General features: G+C 69.4%; 15 protein-coding genes and 3 pseudogenes. 14 read left to right on the top strand and 4 right to left on the bottom strand.

Annotated features, from left to right (window positions below):
* Positions 1 to 22: 22 nt before the first annotated feature.
* From ACFPLC_RS08535 to ACFPLC_RS08480, 12 genes and pseudogenes are all read left to right on the top strand, one after another.
* A pseudogene (locus ACFPLC_RS08535) lies at positions 23 to 717 on the top strand (response regulator transcription factor).
* Positions 714 to 2,081, top strand: a complete 1,368-nt coding sequence (locus ACFPLC_RS08530) for a sensor histidine kinase (RefSeq protein WP_378205455.1) — start codon at positions 714 to 716, stop codon at positions 2,079 to 2,081. The pseudogene ACFPLC_RS08535 and the gene ACFPLC_RS08530 overlap by 4 nt, the downstream one beginning before the upstream one ends.
* Positions 2,078 to 2,758 (top strand): ABC transporter ATP-binding protein, encoded by a 681-nt coding sequence (locus tag ACFPLC_RS08525; RefSeq protein ID WP_378205457.1) that lies wholly within the window; start codon positions 2,078 to 2,080, stop codon positions 2,756 to 2,758. Before ACFPLC_RS08530 ends, ACFPLC_RS08525 begins: the two co-directional genes overlap by 4 nt.
* A pseudogene (locus tag ACFPLC_RS08520) lies at positions 2,755 to 2,949 on the top strand (ABC transporter permease); the annotation flags it as partial. The gene ACFPLC_RS08525 and the pseudogene ACFPLC_RS08520, both read left to right, overlap by 4 nt.
* Positions 2,950 to 2,983: 34 nt before the next feature.
* Positions 2,984 to 3,535, top strand: a complete 552-nt coding sequence (locus tag ACFPLC_RS08515) for an ABC transporter permease (protein WP_378205459.1) — start codon at positions 2,984 to 2,986, stop codon at positions 3,533 to 3,535.
* 339 nt (positions 3,536 to 3,874) lie between these two features.
* Positions 3,875 to 3,994 (top strand): annotated as a pseudogene (locus ACFPLC_RS08510) (twin-arginine translocation signal domain-containing protein); the annotation flags it as partial.
* An 81-nt stretch (positions 3,995 to 4,075) separates the two neighbouring features.
* Positions 4,076 to 5,272, top strand: coding sequence for an aminotransferase class V-fold PLP-dependent enzyme (locus ACFPLC_RS08505; RefSeq protein ID WP_378236267.1), 1,197 nt, complete (start codon positions 4,076 to 4,078; stop codon positions 5,270 to 5,272).
* 17 nt (positions 5,273 to 5,289) lie between these two features.
* Positions 5,290 to 6,447, top strand: a complete 1,158-nt coding sequence (locus tag ACFPLC_RS08500) for a hypothetical protein (RefSeq protein WP_378205464.1) — start codon at positions 5,290 to 5,292, stop codon at positions 6,445 to 6,447.
* Positions 6,444 to 7,991, top strand: a complete 1,548-nt coding sequence (locus ACFPLC_RS08495; protein ID WP_378205467.1) for an MBOAT family O-acyltransferase — start codon at positions 6,444 to 6,446, stop codon at positions 7,989 to 7,991. Before ACFPLC_RS08500 ends, ACFPLC_RS08495 begins: the two co-directional genes overlap by 4 nt.
* Before the next feature lie 11 nt (positions 7,992 to 8,002).
* Positions 8,003 to 8,233 carry an acyl carrier protein gene (locus ACFPLC_RS08490; protein WP_378205469.1) on the top strand — a complete coding sequence of 77 codons (231 nt, stop codon included), beginning with the start codon at positions 8,003 to 8,005 and terminating at the stop codon, positions 8,231 to 8,233.
* Positions 8,230 to 10,308 carry an amino acid adenylation domain-containing protein gene (locus tag ACFPLC_RS08485; RefSeq protein WP_378205472.1) on the top strand — a complete coding sequence of 693 codons (2,079 nt, stop codon included), beginning with the start codon at positions 8,230 to 8,232 and terminating at the stop codon, positions 10,306 to 10,308. Before ACFPLC_RS08490 ends, ACFPLC_RS08485 begins: the two co-directional genes overlap by 4 nt.
* 94 nt (positions 10,309 to 10,402) lie before the next feature.
* Positions 10,403 to 11,596 carry an AI-2E family transporter gene (locus ACFPLC_RS08480; RefSeq protein WP_378205474.1) on the top strand — a complete coding sequence of 398 codons (1,194 nt, stop codon included), beginning with the start codon at positions 10,403 to 10,405 and terminating at the stop codon, positions 11,594 to 11,596.
* Positions 11,597 to 11,713: 117 nt separating this feature from the next.
* On the opposite strand, the gene ACFPLC_RS08475 is transcribed toward ACFPLC_RS08480, so the two are convergent.
* From ACFPLC_RS08475 to ACFPLC_RS08465, 3 genes are all read right to left on the bottom strand, one after another.
* On the bottom strand, positions 11,714 to 12,697 hold the full coding sequence (locus ACFPLC_RS08475) for a DUF916 domain-containing protein (RefSeq protein WP_378205477.1): 984 nt from the start codon (positions 12,695 to 12,697) through the stop codon (positions 11,714 to 11,716).
* Positions 12,698 to 12,760: 63 nt separating this feature from the next.
* A complete protein-coding gene (locus ACFPLC_RS08470) occupies positions 12,761 to 14,290 on the bottom strand; it encodes a purple acid phosphatase family protein (protein WP_378205479.1) in 1,530 nt (509 codons plus the stop codon).
* A gap of 115 nt (positions 14,291 to 14,405) precedes the next feature.
* Positions 14,406 to 15,602: a HupE/UreJ family protein gene (locus ACFPLC_RS08465; RefSeq protein WP_378205482.1), complete on the bottom strand. Its 1,197-nt coding sequence runs from the start codon at positions 15,600 to 15,602 to the stop codon at positions 14,406 to 14,408.
* 156 nt (positions 15,603 to 15,758) lie between these two features.
* On the opposite strand from ACFPLC_RS08465, the gene ACFPLC_RS08460 reads away from it, so the two are divergent.
* Positions 15,759 to 16,412, top strand: a complete 654-nt coding sequence (locus tag ACFPLC_RS08460) for a type 1 periplasmic-binding domain-containing protein (RefSeq protein ID WP_378205485.1) — start codon at positions 15,759 to 15,761, stop codon at positions 16,410 to 16,412.
* Here ACFPLC_RS08460 and ACFPLC_RS08455 read toward each other — a convergent pair.
* Positions 16,409 to 16,690 carry a hypothetical protein gene (locus ACFPLC_RS08455; protein WP_378205487.1) on the bottom strand — a complete coding sequence of 94 codons (282 nt, stop codon included), beginning with the start codon at positions 16,688 to 16,690 and terminating at the stop codon, positions 16,409 to 16,411. The two genes, ACFPLC_RS08460 and ACFPLC_RS08455, sit on opposite strands and share 4 nt — an antisense overlap.
* On the opposite strand from ACFPLC_RS08455, the gene ACFPLC_RS08450 reads away from it, so the two are divergent.
* A complete protein-coding gene (locus tag ACFPLC_RS08450) occupies positions 16,684 to 16,917 on the top strand; it encodes a hypothetical protein (RefSeq protein WP_378235761.1) in 234 nt (77 codons plus the stop codon). The two genes, ACFPLC_RS08455 and ACFPLC_RS08450, sit on opposite strands and share 7 nt — an antisense overlap.
* Positions 16,918 to 17,969 lie beyond the last annotated feature (1,052 nt).

Below are 17,969 nucleotides of genomic sequence, written 5' to 3'. Positions count from 1 at the left end.
CCGGATCGGAGGTGAAGGACGGATGCGAGTGCTGGTCGTCGAGGACGAGCCGAAGATGGCCGGCCTGCTGCGCCGTGGCCTGGCCGAGGAGGGCTACGCCGTCGACGTCGCGACCGACGGCGCCGAAGGGTTCGGCGCCGCGGTGAGCCGGGACTACGACGCGGTGGTGCTGGACGTGATGCTGCCCCGGCTGACGGGCTTCGTGGTCTGCCGTCGATTGCGGGCCGAGGCGGTGTGGGTGCCGGTGCTGATGCTCACCGCCCGCGCCGCCGTCGGTGACCGGATCCGGGGCTTGGACAGCGGCGCGGACGACTACCTGGCCAAGCCGTTCCACCTCGACGAGCTGTTCGCCCGGCTGCGCGCCCTGACCCGCCGCGGCCCCCTCGCGCGTCCCACGGTGCCGACCGCCGGGGATCTGCGGGCCGATCCGGCGAGCCGCCGGTGCTGGCGCGGCGAGACCGAGATCGTGCTGACGGCCAAGGAGTACGCGCTGCTGGAGATGTTCCTGCGCCGGCCGGGTGCGGTGCTGACTCGCGAACTGCTGCTTGAGCACTGCTGGGACTTCGCCTATGAGTCCCATTCCAACGTGGTGGAGGTCCACATCCGCGCGCTGCGGGAGAAGATCGACGGGCGTTCGGGGTGGTGTCGCTGGAGACCGTGCGCGGGGCCGGTTACCGGCTGCGCGCCGACGGCGGCCGAGCCGGTACGCGGCCGTGAACCCGTGGCGCTGGCCGGCCCGGATCCGGCTCACCGCGGCGTTCACCGTGCTGATGGCGCTGGTGCTGCTCGGCGTCGGGTTCGCGACCGTGGCCCACACCCGGTCTTCATTGGACGCCTCGATCACCGAGGCGCTGACCTACCGGCTGCGCGACCTGCAACCGATCGCCGCGACGGCGACGCCGGTGCTGTCCGGGGTCAGCCGGGACACCGGCGAGCAGGTGCTCGACCCGGCCGGCCACCTCGTCGCCGCCTCCCCGGAAGTCCCGGATCGGTCGCTGCTGACCTCAGCCGAGCTGGCTTCGGCCCGGGGAGGTCGGTTGCTGGTGGATCACGCCGCGGCCGGGACGCTGGACGGGCCGGTGCGCATCGGCGCCGCCCCCGCCGGAGACGGCGGCCGGATCGCGGTGGTCGCGGTGACCCTCTCCGACCGGGACGCCGCAGTCGCGGATCTGCGCCAGGAACTGCTGATCGGGTTCCCGCTGGTGCTGCTGGCCGCCGCGCTCGGGGCCTACTTGCTGGCCGCCGCCGCGTTGCGCCCGGTGGAGCGGATGCGGGCGCGCGCCGCCACGATCACCGCCGAAGCGGCGGACCGGCGGTTGCCCGTCCCCGCCACCCGGGACGAGATCTCGCGCCTGGGATCCACCTTCAACGATCTGCTCGACCGGCTGCACGCGGCCCTGCAGCGCGAGCGGCAGTTCGTCGCCGACGCCAGCCACGAGCTGCGGACCCCGCTGAGCCTGCTGACCACCGAACTGGAACTCGCGTTGCGGCGGCCGCGCACCGAACGAGAGCTGACCGCAGCGCTCGGTTCGGCACTGGAAGAAACCGGGCGTCTGTCCCGTCTGGCCCAGGACCTTCTGCTGCTGGCTCGCGCCGACCACGCCGACGCCCGGCACTCCGAGGTCGCCGAGGTGCGCCCGGCGCTGGAAGCGCTGCTTACCCGCTACCGCACCGCCCTCGGTGAGCACGAGGTGATCCTGGAGTGCGCGCCGGAACTGGCTGTTCGCGCAGACGCCGACGATCTCGTGCGCGCGGTCGCCAACCTGATCGACAACGCCGTCCAGCACGGCCGCCCGCCGATCACGATCACGGTCCGGCCCACCTCCACCGGCGCATTGACCGTCGAGGTCCGCGACCACGGTCCGGGCTTCGACCCAGGCTTCCTGCCGCACGCCTTCGACCGGTTCACCCGCGCCGACGACGCCCGCACCAGCGGTGGCACCGGTCTGGGCCTGGCCATCGTCGCCGCCCTGGCCCGCCGCAACGGCGGCCGGGTCGCCGCCACCAACCACCCGGCCGGCGGCACCACCATCACCCTCGCCCTCCCGGCCGCGCCCGCACCGCTCCCGGCGTCCGGATGACCGGCAGTGGCGGCTTTCTCCTCGACCAGGTCAGCGTGACCCGCGGCGAGGCTCGGCTGCTTGACACGATCAGCGCTCGCCTGCCCGCGGGCCGGTGCACGGCGGTGGTCGGTCCCAGCGGGGCCGGCAAGTCCACCCTCCTGCGTCTGCTCAACCGCCTGGACGACGTCAGCAGTGGCCGGATCCTGCTCGACGACGTCCCGCTCACCGAGCTCGACGTGCTTGCGCTGCGGCGCCGGGTCGGCCTGATCGTCCAACAGCCTGTTCTCCTCACCGAGCTCGTGGCCGAGGAGCTGCGCGTCGGCCGTCCCGAGCTCGGTGACGACGCCGTCCGGGAGTTGCTGGAACAGGTCGGTTTGCCTGCCGAGTTCGCGCAGCGCCGCACGAGCGAGCTCTCCGGCGGCGAGGCGCAGCGGGTTTGCCTGGCGCGGGCGTTGGCTGTCGAGCCCGGCGTGTTGCTGCTCGACGAGCCGACCTCCGCGCTCGACGGGGTGAGCAGCGGCGTGATCGTCGACGCGGCCCGCGCGCATCTCGCCGCGGGCAGGACGGTGGTACTCGTCAGTCACGACCTTGCCGTGGTGCGCAGCATCGCCGATTCCGTGCTCGTCCTGGACCACGGCCGCCTGGTTGCCCACGGACGCCCCGACGAGCTCGAATACCTGGAGGCCGGGCGATGACCGGACTGGCCGGACTGGGCTGGAGTGGCGTCGCCGCCTCCTTGGTCCTCGTCGCCCTCGCCGCGGCGGTCGCCTACCGGCAGCGGCTGCACCTGACCCGCGAGCTGATCATCGCGTCCGTGCGCGCCGGGGTTCAGTTGGTGGCGGTCGGCGCGCTGCTGCTGGTGATCTTCGCCCACGCCGGCCTGCCCGGCGCGTTCGCCTGGGTCAGCATCATGATCCTCATTGCGGGGCAGGTTGCCGGCCACCGCGGGGCGGGCCTGGCCCCGCGCCCGTACGGCAGCCACTGCCGGAGTCGCCGTCGGCAGCGTCATCACCCTCGGCGCGCTGCTGGTCCTCGGCGTGATCTCCACCGAAGCCCGCGTCGTGGTCCCGATCGGCGGCATGATCGTCTCCGGCTCGATGCAAGCCGCCGGGGTCACCCTTCGGCGGCTGCGGGAGGACGTTCAGCAGGCGCGTCCGGCCATCGAGGCCCGGCTTTGCCTCGGGTTGTCCGCCCGCGAGGCGTTCCTGCCGCACCAGCGTTCCGCGCTGCGCACCGCACTGCTGCCCGCGATCGACTCGACGAAGGTTGTCGGGCTCATCAGCTTGCCCGGCGCCATGACCGGGCTGATCCTGGCCGGCGTCGACCCGCTCACCGCGATCCGCTACCAGATCGTCGTGATGTACATGCTTCTCGCCGCTACCGCCCTCGCCGCCCTGGCCGGCGCCCGTCTGGCCGAACACGCCCTGTTCGACCACGCCCACCGCCTCGTCCGGCTGCCCGGGGCGTCCTGAGCCGATGAGGGAATGGCGATCCCTGGTCCGAATGGCTGCGGGGACTGCAGTCGCACTGATGATGGCCAGCGGAAATGCTCAAAATCAACGATCACATTATTGATCGATGTAACGAGTGATGTGCAAAACATAACCACACCATTTGGCCGACACGGGCGTGGTCCATTGGGCGGCACGGCGTTATCGGGACACGCGAACCTCATCCACGCCGTGGGAAAGACCCGGTGACCGAAGCCTTGTGAGCAGGCATTACGCCGGGCTATCGTTCCGGCCGGGAGGACTGGGGTAACCACGGTTGCGATCCTTGCTCGAAGACTTGCGAGGCAAGGGTTATCAGGCATGCCGTGCTCATCAAACGTTGATCGTCATGCGTGGAGGAAACCGATGAGCTTGGATCGTCGCCGACTGCTGGTCGGCGCCGGAGCTGCCGGCGCTTTAATGGGACTCGGCCTGCCAGGAATTGCGCAGGCTGCACCGGAGTCGAAGGATGACGGTGAGTCATTTCGTCATTTGTTCGTCTTGGATCGTGACCCGTTGTTCATGAATGTCGGCACGGTCGGGTCTCCGCCACGCGAGGTGCTGAAAGCGGAGACCGACGAGCTGGAGCTGGTGGCGCGGCAGGCGCTGAGCAACTACCACGGCACCTTCCCGGACCTCCGCGGTCAGATCGCGCCCGGGTTCGGCGCCGATCCTGACGAGCTGTGGATCTCCGGCAACACCACCGAAGGCGTAGGCACGGTACTGAACGGCCTCGCGCTCAACGCGGGTGACGAGGTGCTGACGACCAACCACGAGCATCCCGCGGTCAACACGCCCCTGGCGATCCTGCACAACCGCCGCGGCGTCGTCACCAAGCGGGTCGCGCTGCCGGTCGGCGACAACCAGCGCGCCGAGGACTACGTCGCGCTGTTCGAGGCGGCCATCACGCCGCGTACGAAAGTCCTGCTGTTCTCCGCGCCGGTGTTCCGCACCGGGACGATGCTGCCCATCCGCATGCTCGCCGAACTCGCGCAACGGCATGGGCTGATCAGCGTCTGCGACGGTGCCCACGTGCCCGGCATGTTCGCCTACCGATACCGGGAACTCGGTGTCGACTTCCTGGCAGGCTCGGGCGGCAAGTGGCAGTGCGGCCCAGCTCGCACCGGCGTGCTGTACCTGCGGAACAAGGTGCTCCCCGCGTTCAACCCCAATCCGCTGCCCGAGTTCTGGCCGTCGATCGGCTCCACCCAGGACTATCCCGATGCCGGCCTGCCACCCCGGACCGGCACGAGCACGGCGTCCTACGACATCGCCGCGCTGTTGCAGGACGTGGGCAACCCGAGCCTCGCTCAGCTGACCGGTTTCGCCGCCGCCTGCGCCCTCTGGGACCGGCTGGGCCGGCAGAAGATCCAGGACTACTCCGTCGGCCTGGCCAACCGGCTCAAGGCCGGCATCGCGGAACGCTGGGGAATCGGTGCGCTGTACAGCGCGAAGTCCGACCCCCGGCTGCTGTGCGCCATGACCGCGTTCAACCCGTTCGTCCGCCCCGCGGACGTGCTGGACAAGGTCAAGGCGGACGCGTTCGTGGCGCGGCTGCACGACGAGCACCACATCACCATCCGCAACACGATTGTTCCGGTGATCGGCGCGCCGGCCCCGCACTACGCGATGCGGGTCTCCACCCATCTGTTCCACCGCCGCCGCGACGTCGACCGCTTCCTCGACGCCGCCTGGCAGCTGTCCCGGGCCATGGCCTGACGAGGGGGAAGAACTACATGTCCACAACGGTCACGACGACCGAGCCGCCGCCCGGCCGGGAGGAACACCCGCCCCCGGTCACCCGGACCCATGCCGTCTACCTGGTGGTCGTGGCGGTGCTGGCCGCGGCGGCGTTCGCGGCGGTCGGCATCGTCAATGCCCGGACGAACCCGTACGTGTACGACGACGACGCCATCGCCCAGGTGGCACAGGGTTTGGCCGACGGGAAGAACCTCGCCAACTACGACGCCAACGTCGACCTGCGCAAGCTGCGCAAGGAGCAGATCCAGCGGATGCCGGCCGCACCGGATGTGGTGATCTTCGGGGGCAGCCGGTGGCAGGAGGCGCGTTCGGAGATCATCCCCGGCGGCCACCGGGTCTACAACGCCTACGTCAGCAACGACCAGGTCGAAGACATGCTGGCGCTCACGAACATCCTGGACAAGGCCGGCAAGCTGCCGAAGACGATGCTGTTCAGCCTGAGGTTCGTCTCGGTGCAGGGAATCTCGCAGCGCACCACTTACGACTGGAAGGGCTGGGAGTCCGACTACTCCGAGATGGCCGGGCGGCTGGGCGTCAGCCCGGCGTCCTACTTGGACCGGGCACCGGTACAGCAGTGGTCCGGGCAGTACTACTTCCCCGACGTGTTCACCCGCTGGCAGCAGCTCGGCGCGGCCAAGGCCGCCCCGACGCTGACCTCGGAATCGGAGACCCAGCACCTGGACGTCATCGCCGCCGACGGTTCCCTGCACTGGTCCCAGGACAGCAAGGCCAAGTTCACCCGCAAGTTCGTGGACAAGGCTGTCGACAAGGAGATCTTGACCGTGGGCCCGACCCAGCCCGGAATCGACCGGGGCGAGGTCGAGCTGATGGGCAAGCTGATCGACTGGCTGCACGGTAAAGGCGTGAAGGTGATCGTGGCGCAGTCGCCGTACCGGCCCGACTACTGGCAGCGAATCCAGAGCTATCCGTTCGCCAAGACTCTGCACGGCCTGGAGGATGTGGCCACCGAGTTGCAGGCCCGGCACGGTGCGATCGCCTACAACCACTACGACCCGGCGGGCTTCCCGAACTGCACGCTGGACAACTTCGTCGACCACATCCACCCGACCTGGAAATGCCTGCAGGACGTGTTCGCCGACCTGCCCGACCTGGTGACCGGGGTGAAGTCGTGATCCTGACCTTCAACTCCTACGTGTTCCTGCTCGCCTTCCTGCCCATCGTGATCGGCGGCTACTACCTGCTCACCCGCGTCCTGCCTGACCAGCGCCCGGCTCTGGTCTGGCTCGTGCTCGCCTCGCTGGTGTTCTACGGCCTGCAGGGACCGGGATACCTGATCGTGCTTGTGGGTTCGGTCGTCCTCAACTTCCTGGTGGCGTGGTGGATGACCACCCGCCCACCCGGCAGCCGCGCGCGCCGCACCGCGCTCACGGTCGGCGTGGTCGGCAACCTCCTGCTGCTGGGCGCCTACAAGTACACCGGATTCCTGGCCGACAACATCAACGCACTGTTCGGCACCCACCTATCGGCCCTGACAACGGCCTATCCGATCGGCTTGTCGTTCTACACGTTCATCCAGCTCGGCTTCCTGATCGACGCCTACGTCGGGCAGACCAAGCGGCCGAACTTCCTGCGGTACGCGCTCTTCGGCACCTTCTTCCCGTACGTGACCGCGGGTCCGATCGTGCGACCGGGTGAAATCATGGAGCAGCTGGACGAACCGGTGCGGCAGCGCACCGGCAGCACCCGGCTCGCGGTCGGGGCGACCATGTTCGCGATGGGCCTGTTCAAGAAGGCCGTGCTCGCCGACAGCGTCGCCCCCTACGCCACGACGCTGTTCGCCTACAGCTCCGGCCACGACACCATCGGAGTCGGCAACGCCTGGGTCGGGATGCTGGCCTACACCCTGCAGCTGTACTTCGACTTCTCCGGCTACACCGACATGGCGCTCGGGATCGGTCACATGCTCGGGATCCGGCTGCCGCTGAACTTCAACTCGCCGCTGAAAGCCACCAGCATCATCGACTTCTGGCGACGCTGGCACATGACCATGACCCGCTGGTTCACCGACTTCATCTACACCCCGCTGGCCGCCAACCTGATGCGGCGCAGCATGCGCAAGGGCCACTCCACCGCGATCCGCGTCCTGCTGGTGCTCTGCCTCCCCGTGATCGTCACCTTCCTGCTGGTCGGGCTGTGGCACGGCGCCGGCTGGGGATTCGTGATCTGGGGCGCCATCCAAGGCGGGGCGATGGCGATCAACCTGCTCTGGCGGGAAGCCGGGCAGCGCATGCCCGGTGTGCTGGGCTGGCTGCTCATGATGATCACGTTCGTGTCGTCGCTGACCTTCTTCCGGGCGCCGGACACCGGCACCGCGTTCACCATCCTGCGTGCGATGTTCGGGCTCGGCCCGGCCGGCGCCCCGACCGGGCAGTTCTACGGCACCAGCCGCCTGTTCCAGACCATCACCGTCACCCCGGCGCTGCTGTGGGTCATCGCCCTGCTGGCGATCGCGCTGTTCTTCCCACGCAACACCCAGCAGATCCTCGGCCGGTACGACGTCGGGCTCCCCACCATGGCCGCGGCACCCGACAAGCCCTCCCGCATCGCCTTGACCTGGCGGCCGAACCTGCGCTGGGCGCTGATCACCGGAGGTGCCTTGGCGGCGGCGCTGGTGTTCGCCGGTGGCCCGTCACCGTTCCTGTACTACCAATTCTGAGGGGTCCAGTCATGACGTTGGAAGAAGTGTTCGCCGAGGTTTTCGGGGAACCGGCGGAGAGTTTCACCGACGAGTCCGACCGGGAGACCGTGCTGGGGTGGACCAGCATGCGGCACGTCACGCTGCTGGTGCAGATCGAGAACGCGTTCGGGGTCCGGTTCAGCAACCCCGAGATGGCCACCATGCGATCCCTGGGCGACATCCGCGCCGCCCTGGCCGACAAGGAAGCCACCGTCTCATGACGGCCAAACTGCCGTTCGTCACCGATCCGGCCGCGGTCCGGAACCCGGCGATGTGCCGACGTCGCCGGCAGCTGCCCGAACCCCTTCACCGGGCCTTGGCCGACCGCGCAAACGAGCACGGCTTGCCGATCGAAGCGGTGCTGGCCGCGGCGTTCGCCCGTACCGTGGCCGACTGGTCGTCTCACCAGCAGATCGCGTTCACCGCCTCGCCGGGCGGACCGGTCCTCGTCGACATGGACCCGCGGCGGTCCTTCCTCGACTGCGCCCACGACCTCCACGACCAGGTGAAAGCGTCCGTGTCGTTCTCCCTGGGCACCTGGCTGACCCATCACGTCGACGAGTTCGAGCTGATCTGGGACACCGCCGACGCCCTGTTCCCCGACGGCATGGTCGACAGCATGACCGCAGCTCACGAGACGTTCTTACGAACGCTGGCCGAGCACCAGGACGCCTGGACCGGACCGGCACGGGCATGCCTGCCGCCAGAACAGGACCGCGTCCGGCAGAGGATCAACGCCACGGCTCAGGCGTTCCCCGACGTACTGCTCCATCGGCCGTTCTGGCAGCAGGCGTCGCGCACGCCGGACGCCGTCGCGGTCATCGATGCCCGTCGTACGCTCACCTACCGCGAGCTCCGGGCCGGCGCCGCTCAGCTCGCGCACCAGGTCCGTCCGCACCGGATGGTCGCGGTGATCATGCACAAGGGCTGGGAACAGGTCCTCGCGGTCACCGGCATCCTGGCCGCCGGGGCCACCTACGTGCCGATGTCGCCGGACCTGCCCGCCGAGCGGCTGAACCACCTGCTGGCGCACGCCGAGATCACCCTGGCGGTCACCCAGCCCGGCGTCACCGAGAACCTGCCCGTCCCGCACCTCGACATCGACGAGAGCTTCCTGTCCGGTGACGAACCACCCATCCGGTGGGAAAGAAGCCCGTCCGACCTCGCCTATATCATCTATACCTCCGGTTCCACCGGCCTCCCCAAAGGCGTGATGATCAGCCACCGCGGCGCCGTCAACACCATCCTCGACATCAACCAGCGCTTCGACGTCGGCCCTTCAGACCGGGTCTTCGCCTTGTCCTCGCTGGGATTCGATCTGTCCGTGTACGACGTCTTCGGACTGCTGGCCGCTGGTGGCGCTATCGTCATCCCCGCGCCGGGCACGGAACGCTCGCCGTGGGAATGGACCGACGTGCTCGCCGAACACAGGGTCACGGTGTGGAACAGCGTGCCGGCGCTGATGGAGATGCTCGTCGAGTACAGCGCCGGCCGCGGGCTGCGCATACCGGATTCGCTGCGGCTGGTCCTGATGAGCGGCGACTGGATCCCGGTCACCCTGCCCGACCGGGTGCGTCGGCTGTCGACGCCGGACATCACGCTGATCGGGATGGGCGGCGCCACCGAGGCGTCCATCTGGTCGAACTACTTCCCGATCGGCACGGTCGACCCGGACTGGTCGAGCATCCCGTACGGCACACCCCTGGCCAACCAGAGCTTCGAAGTCCTCGACCCCGCGCTGCGCCGACGCCCCGACTGGGTACCGGGCGAGCTCTACATCGGTGGCACCGGCGTCGCGATGGGCTACTGGCGCGACCCCGCCAAGACCACCAGCTCCTTCATCACACACCCGGAGACCGGGCAGCGGCTCTACCGCACCGGCGACCTCGGCCGCTACCACCCGGACGGCAACCTCGAATTCCTCGGCCGGGAAGACTTCCAGGTCAAGATCAACGGCTACCGCGTCGAACTCGGCGAGATCGAAGCCGCCCTGCACGCTCATCAAGACATCACGGGGGCCGTCGTCATCGCGACCGGCACCAGCCACGACACCCGCCGTCTCGTCGCCTACGTCACCCCGGCCCAAGCGCCGGTGAACACGCTCCGCAAGTACCTCGCGACGAAGCTGCCGCCCTATCTCGTCCCGGAACGATTCACCGCGATGGACCAGTTCCCGCTCACCACCAACGGCAAAGTCGACCGGGCCGCGCTGACCTCGACTCCAGCTCAGGGCGACGGCACCGCGGACAGTGAGACTCAGATGCTGACCGGCCTGTTCAGCAACAGCAGGAGTTGAGTGTCGCGAAAGATGTCTTGACGGTCCCGCTTCAAACCACCGGAACGGGGGAACTCGCGCCCGTTGGCATCCGGCGGTACGGAGGGACTCGACCATGGCAGCGTCTTCCGGTGACGAGCCCGACGACCGCGGGGATGCCGCGCACGAGGGGCACCACGACCTGGTGGCCCAGCCCCACACCGAGGACGAAGGCTCGGTGGCCGAGGCGGAGGCGGAGGCCGCGCAGCTGAGCACCCCGGCCCAGCCGCTGGGCGAACCCGGCCGCCGCCTCGACCGGAAGTCGCCGTTCTTCGTCGGCCTGCTCGGGGCCGCCGGGGTGGGCGTGGCCTACGTGCTCGCCCAGGCGATCGTGACCGCGCAGGACACCCTCGTGCTGATCGGGCTGGCGCTGTTCCTGGCGATCGGCCTGGAACCCGCGGTGTCGTGGCTGGTGACCCACCGCCTCCCGCGGTGGGCCGCGGTGCTGGCCGTGCTGCTCGGCCTGCTGGTCGTCGTCGGCGGGTTCCTCGCCCTGGCGATCCCGGTGGTCGTCGAGCAGGCGACGGCGTTCGCGCACCAAGCGCCCCGCTACCTGCAGACGCTGCAGGACCACAGTTCCCCGCTGGGGCAGCTCAACGACCGCTTCGGCCTGCAGCAGCACCTGCAGCAGCTGCTCAGCGGCGGGTCGGGGGTGCTCGACACCGCGTTGTCGGCCGGCAAGGCCGTGCTCGGGACGCTGGGGGACCTGCTGATCGTGATCGTGCTGACGATCTACTTCCTGGCGGACCTGCCGCGCATCCGCCGGGGCTTCTACCGGCTGGTGCCCCACTCGCGCCGGCCGCGGGTGATCCTGATCGGCGACGAGATCTTCGCCAAGGTCGGCGGCTACGTGCTGGGCAACGCGCTGATCTCCCTGATCGCCGGGTCGGTGACGTACGGCTGGCTGCTGATCTTCGGGGTACCGTACGCGCTGCTGCTGGCGATCCTCGTCGCCTTCCTCGACCTGATCCCGGTGCTCGGCACGGCCATCGCCGGCATCACCGTCTCCCTGGTGGCGCTGACGGTGTCCTGGCCGGTCGCGTTGGCCACCGTCGGGTTCTTCCTCGTCTACCGGCTGCTCGAGGACTACCTGCTGGTCCCGCGGATCATCGGGAAGGTCGTCAAGGTCCCCGCGCTGGTCACCGTGGTCGCGGTCCTGCTCGGCGGCGTCCTGCTCGGGGTGATCGGCGCGCTCGTCGCGATCCCGATCGCCGCGGCGGTGCTGCTGATCCTGCACGAGGTCACCTTCCCCCGGCTCGATCAGGCCTGAACACCCGTTACGTTCCGTACCAGGTGAAGATCGGCCGACGCCGCGGAGTGCTCGCATTTCCACGAGAGCGGACGGTGATCATGGGTCCGCACTTCGACGTGTAGTTCCTGGGGCCGGTCAGACCGCGACCTCGTCCCTCTCGGGCAGGTGCTCGTCTTCCCGTTGCTTGGTTCGCCGGCGACGTAAGAGGCCGACGACGACGGCAACGAGCGCGACGAGAAGCACCACCAGCGTCCACGGGACGGCCCAGGTATGGACCGTGGTGTCGGCCGCGGGCAGGGGAGACGTCGAGCCCGCCGCGTCGGTGAGCAGGGGCACCAATGTGACCGTCGCGGCCAGATACACCGCGGGCGTGACCCCGTGGACCGGTACGGAGACCTTCCAGGTTTCACCGGGCAGCAGCTGAGGCGAGTCGGGAACGGCGCCGGCCGGAACGGCCCAGCTCCCGAACGGCCCGGTGACGGATGCGGACTGTCGTGCCGCGAGGACGGCGTTGCCGGTGTTGTGGATCGTGTAGGTCAGGGTGGCGTCACCCGCTCCGAACGGGTTCGCGGTTCCCGAGTAGCCCAGGTCCGCGGTGTCGACCGACAGGCTCGGTCGCAGGTCGCCGCCGACGCGCACCCGGATCCGGATGCCCACGCGGCGTTCGACGTCGCCCTGGGTCATCGAGGTCAGGATGCCGCCCACGTGGTCACCGGACGGGGCGCCGACCGGGATGGCGACGGTGAACGGGACTTCGGTCGTCTGTCCGGGTTGGACGGCGACGCGGTCGCGGTTCGGGTGGACCCACGCGCCGACGCCGGTCGGCGGCTTTCCTTTGGCGAGCAGGTCGAGCTGCCCGGCGCCGGTGGTGAAGGCGTCCGCGCCGTAGACGGCCAGCTCGAGCGGGATCGTGCCGTGGTTGGTGATCACGAGGCCGTCGTCGATGCGTTCACCCGCTGCGGCGGTGTAGCTGTAGTTGTCGCGGTCGGTGCCGAGGTCGTTGGCCGCCGTCGCGACCGTCCACGGTGCCTCGTCTTGGGCGGCGGCGGGTCCGGCGGTGATTCCGGCGAAGGCGGCCGCGGCCAGCAGGCTCACGACGGCGCGGGCGATCGGGTGCATGGGGAGTCCAAGTCGGGAAGGGTCCGCGGGGCGGGTGAGCCCACCCCGCGGACCGCAGGCGGATCAGTTCAGCGCGGTGATGGTGCGCCCGGGGCCGGTGGCCGGCTGCTCGAGCCAGCACGGCTTGCCCGGCTCGGGCGACCCGCCGCCGCCGTGGCCGCGGTAGGAGTGGATGACCACCTTGTCCACGGTGGAGCCGACCGGCTGCGCCGGCGTGGCCCCGCTGTCCGGCCCGCACCAGGAGACCTTGCCCAGCTCGACCGCCGCGTTCGGCGCGGCGCAGGTGCCACTGCGGAGGTTCTGGACGACGAGCTTGTCGTCGCGCACCCCGACCTTGACGTAGGTGCGGACGTGCTCCTGGTTCTCGACCGAGTTGGCCCAGTGGTTGTCCGGGTTCAGCGGGTCGGGACCGTAGTTGGGGTCCTTGGTGGGGTCCGGGTCGGTCAGGTCGTAGTACTTCGAGCCGGACGCGGAGTTCGCCGTCACGTAGATGACCCCGCCGGGGCCCTGGGAGACCTGGGTGGCGCCGGGCTGCTCGGCCGGGTTGGCCTTCTTGCCGTTCTTGATCACGTAACTGCGGGAGTAGCTGTGGTCGTGGCCCTGCAGGACCAGGTCGACGCCGAGGTTCGAGAACGCGGTCGGGAAGTCCTGGCGGCGCTTCTGGTTGTCGGCGTCGTTGGCGTGGTCGGCCGGCGAGTAGATCGAGTGGTGGTAGACCAGTACGGTGTACTTCGCCTTACGGCCTTCCTTCTTGACGACGTCGGTGACGTAGCCGATGTGGGCCTCGTCGGCGCCGGTGGCATAGGCGTTGCTGTTGAGGTCGATGAACAGCACGCCCTTGTACATGTACCAGTAGTCGCCGCCCGAGCGGACGTTCGGGTCACCGTTGTAGAACGCCGACGAGCGGTCGGTGTTCGGCGTCCAGAAGTGCTGCTCGTAGGCCTTGCCTCCGACGTCGTGGTTGCCGATGGTGGCGGCCCACGGGTACTGGCGCAGCTTGTCGGGCGCCAGGAAGGCGTCCCACTGCGTCTCGGTGTTCGCGGATTCGACCTGGTCGCCGCCGGAGACGAGCAGTTCGGCGTTCGGGTTGGCGCCGAGGGCGACGTTGAGGGTGTCGGCCCAGCCGGCACCGTCCTTGGCGGCGTTGCCCGAGGAGCCGATCTGCGGGTCGCCGAAGAACAGGAAGTCGAAGTCGCCGCGGAAGTCCTGGGTCTTGAAGGTGTAGACCGGCGACCAGCTGCCGCCGGAGCCGACCCGGTAGGAGTAGGCGGTGTGCTGGCGGAGGCCGTCGAGGGTGGCGTGGGCGTTGAAGCCGCCGTTGACGCTGTTCGCGGTGACGGTGGCCGGGAAGGTCTGGGCGTTCTTCGGGAACTGGCCGTGCTTGACGCGGTCGGTCGGCGCGACCTGCACGACCTCGGTGGCGTTGGCCGAGGAGTACCAGCTCAGGACGCGCTGGGACTCGTTGGCGCCGACGCCGAGCACGATGCCGGACAGGGTCACGGGTGTGTCGGCGGCGGCCGCGGTGACCGGGCCGGTGCCGAACGCCACGGCGACGCCCAGGGCGCCCGCCGCGATCGTTCTCAGGAACTTCATCAAGTTTTGTCCGTTTCGGTCAGGGAATCGGAAATGAGGCGGTGAGAGCGTTGACGGCGCTCATGTGGGCCAGGTGAACGACGGCGGGACGGCCGGTGGCGTACGCCGGAAGAACTCACCCGCCGGCCACCCGCTGCACGAACCAGGTCAGCCCGACGACGGACACGGCGGCCGCGATCGCGCCGGTCGTCCAGCGCGGCGCGGCCGGAGAGCGGCGCCGGAGAAGGGCGAGCAGGGGGAAGACCAGCGCGATGACCGCCAGCTGCACGACTTCGATGCCGAGGTTGAACACGAGCAGCGACCACAGCAGCGTCCACGACCACGCGGCGTCGATGCCCAGCGCCGACGCGAACCCGAGGCCGTGGGCGAGACCGAAGCAGAACACCACGCCGAGGCGGATCCAGCCGGTGCGGTCCAGGCTGAAGTGGCTGTTCCCGGCGAGCTCACCGGCCTCCGGACGGCGCCAGAGCCGCCACAGTGGCCAGGCGGCGACGACCGCGATCGACAGCGCGATCAGCGGTTCGATGATCTCGGCCGGGACGTGCACGAGGCCGAGCGCGGCGAGGACGAAGGTCACCGAGTGGGCGAGGGTGAACGTCGTCGCGGCGAGCACGATCTCGCGCAGCCGGCGCGAGCCCGCGATGAGCGCGAGCAGGAACAGGATGTGGTCGAGCCCGGTGAGCAGGTGTTCCGCGCCGAGCCGGAAGAACTCCCCGAACCGGGCCGTCCAGGTCTGGTGCGTGGAGACCGACGGCTGGTGGGCGTCGAGCGCGGCACTGCCGGAGGTCAGGTCGAGGGCGTAGGTGACGATCGTCTTGGTGTCGCGGACGTACTGCTCGGAGTCGGGGAACAGCGTGCCGGTCACCTCGTGCGCCTCGGCGTCCGGGCACTGGAAGTCCAGCACCATCCGCGCGTACGGCACGCCGTCGCGTTGCTCGATCGTGAAGCCGCCGTCTTGCCGCGGGGTGCAGCCTTGGCCGTCGGCGGTGACACGGAAGCGTTCGGTGACGTACTTGCCGATCGAGGCGGCGTGGGCGCTGAGCGCGGCTCCCTGCGCCGCCGTGTCCCGGTTCTCGAACGCCGCGGTGCCCTGCCGGAACAGCGGGTCGTCGTGCTCGGCGTCGGCGGCCGAGACGACGAGCAGGTCGTACTCGAGGCCCAGCGCGGCCCGGACGTGACCTCGTCCGGGCGAGGTGAGGTCGGCGTAGACGGTCGACGAAAAGCCGTGCGCCTGCGCGGGGAACGCGCCCAGCAGCACGGCCACCCCCGCGAACACGGCAACGACGAAGCTTCGGACGAGACGGCGGCGCATGGATTCCTCTTTCCGGTCGTCCCGCAGACTGCTGGCGGAAGGCGAACGGTTCGCGGACCTCAGGCGAATACCGGGCGACCGGATGGCGACGGACGCCGTGCGACGCCGTTCGTCGGGTAGGAAGGGACCGGCTTGTTTCCCGAAAGGACGATCAGCTTGCGCACTCGTATCGCCGGCACCCTGGCCGCGATCGCCGTCCTGGCGGTCGGGTGCGGCTCCGCCGACGACTGGTCCGCGCCGCATCCGGCCCCCAGCGCGGTCGGGGCGCTCGCGCCCGGGTTCACCACGTCGTCGCCGACCCCGGAAGCGACGATCACACCGAGCCCCGGCTCCTGGGACGGCGTCCGGCCGTCGCCGGGCTACCGGGTGGTGCTGCTGACCGCGGGCGTCGACCGGCCGACCCGGACGCTCGCGGCCGCGGTGACCGACTGGGCCGGACAGGAGGGCGTCAGCCTCAAGACCGTCACCGCCGCCGATCCCGGCCGGTACACCGAGAGCATCGGCGAGGCCGTGAAACTGGCGCCGGACCTGATCATCACCGCCGGCAAGGACCTGGTGGACCCGCTGGCCCTGGTCACGGCCAACCACCTCGACCGCCAGTTCCTCGTGCTGGGCGCCGAGCTGGCCGAGCCGACGGCGAACGTCACCGCTGCCAACTGGCCCGGGGCCTCGTTCCGCGGCGAGGGGCTGGGCATGTCCACGGGCTACGACCCGGCATCCTTCACTCCGTCTCGCGCGGCGGCGGCCGTCCGGGCCGGAGCGGCGAGCGTCCTCAGCGGACTCACCGGCATCGTGATCCGGCTCGTCTAGGGTTCGCGAGCCTGCCGGAACTGGATGCCGACGCCGTCCAGCGCGTGGTACCGCGCCGAGCAGATCGGGGTGAAGCCGACCGGCGGCGGGGTGAGGGCCAGCTCGGTCACGGTTCGGGTCCCGACGTCGTCGCACCCGTACATCAACGCCACAGGGGTGGGGAACCGATCGGCGAAACCCTGCTCCCGGAGGTTCTGCAGGACCATGTCCCGGTACTGGGCCAGCAGGATTGCGTGCGCCGGATCGGGCTTGACCCGCAACCACGATTGCCTTGCCACCGTCGTGCAGCCGCAACTCGCCGACGAGCAGGCTCTCGTTCCACGCCACCGCGGCCGTGAGCTCTGGAGCCTGGAAGAAGACGTGGATGTGCACCCAGAAACCCGCGCCGGGGTCGGGGATCCACCGCACCTGCGCGTCGCCGTCGTCGGCTGTGCAGCGCAACTCGGTGTGCGGCACGCTCACGCAGTATCCGCGGCGCATGCCCTCGACGAACGGTGGCGGTTGATCCCAATGGTCGACGTGCCGGTCGGCGTTGGTGTCGACGTACTGCATGGCGACGTTCGACAGATAGGAGTGTTGCCACTGCCCGGACTCGTAGAAGCTGACCTTCATGGTGTGCGCCGTCGGCAGCGACACCAGGTAGACGTCGGAACGCGTCTTCGCCGAAAGGACTTTTCCACGCCGTCGACCTCGGTCCGTCCGCCGACCCCACGGCGAACCGAAAACCCTCTCCCGGGCCGAGCGTGAGCTGCTCGGAGGCAGGAGAAGCCAATCCGCTCATGTGTGGACAGACGATGGAGCCCTCGCAAGTGTTACGTCGCTGAGGAACTCGCTAGCTGCCGGCCTGGTCGAGCGCGGCCGGATCGTAATGGTGGGTGTGGAAACCTTCGGACCGGCCCGACGCGATCTATGTCGCAGGTGGGGATGCGCTCGCCGGTCGCGGACGACGTGAGGAGTGGGCGCCCGTGGTTCAGCAGTTCGGGGTAGGCCAACACCCTGACCTCCCTCCGTATCTGGTGCACTTCACCGGACGGCCGCGCGGGGTCTACTCGCCGCCCCTTAATGTCCCGGTAAGCCCAGAGGGTTGGCTGGCCAAGATATTGACTTGCAGCTATACTCAGGATTTCAAAACCATCGGCACAGTGGGTCCCGTGGTGTGCGCGTCCGAGGCATCCGGCGCCGGCCTGGCAGCGTTGTTCAGCACTGGAGTGACTGGCCGAGGCCCTTACGAGCCGTGGGCGGTGGTCCTCAAGCGCGATGTGGCAATCGCGTGGGGATTCCGCCCGGTTTGGTACATGGATAGCCACGAGAGAACTGCGACGAAGGACTTTCCGGTGCGCATGCTTGACCGGCGGGTTACCTACATTCCAGGCGTCGAGGATTAGCTCGCGGAACGTGAGTGGCGATTCTGTTGAGGCGATACCGAAATCCGTCCCGGCAACGTGCCAGCCATCAGCTTGCCAGGTCTGATCGTGGCGGCGATCGTGGGCAAGTCGGGTTGGCAACCGCTGTGCGGTCCCGCTCCCGTGTGATGCACCGGAATACCGCGCTGGCTCT

Origin of the sequence: Amycolatopsis plumensis, from assembly GCF_042652605.1 — a bacterium.
Taxonomy (GTDB): Bacteria; Actinomycetota; Actinomycetes; order Mycobacteriales; family Pseudonocardiaceae; genus Amycolatopsis; species Amycolatopsis plumensis.
The sequence above is the reverse complement of the archived record's forward strand: the minus strand, read 5'-3'. Positions and strand labels throughout refer to the sequence as shown.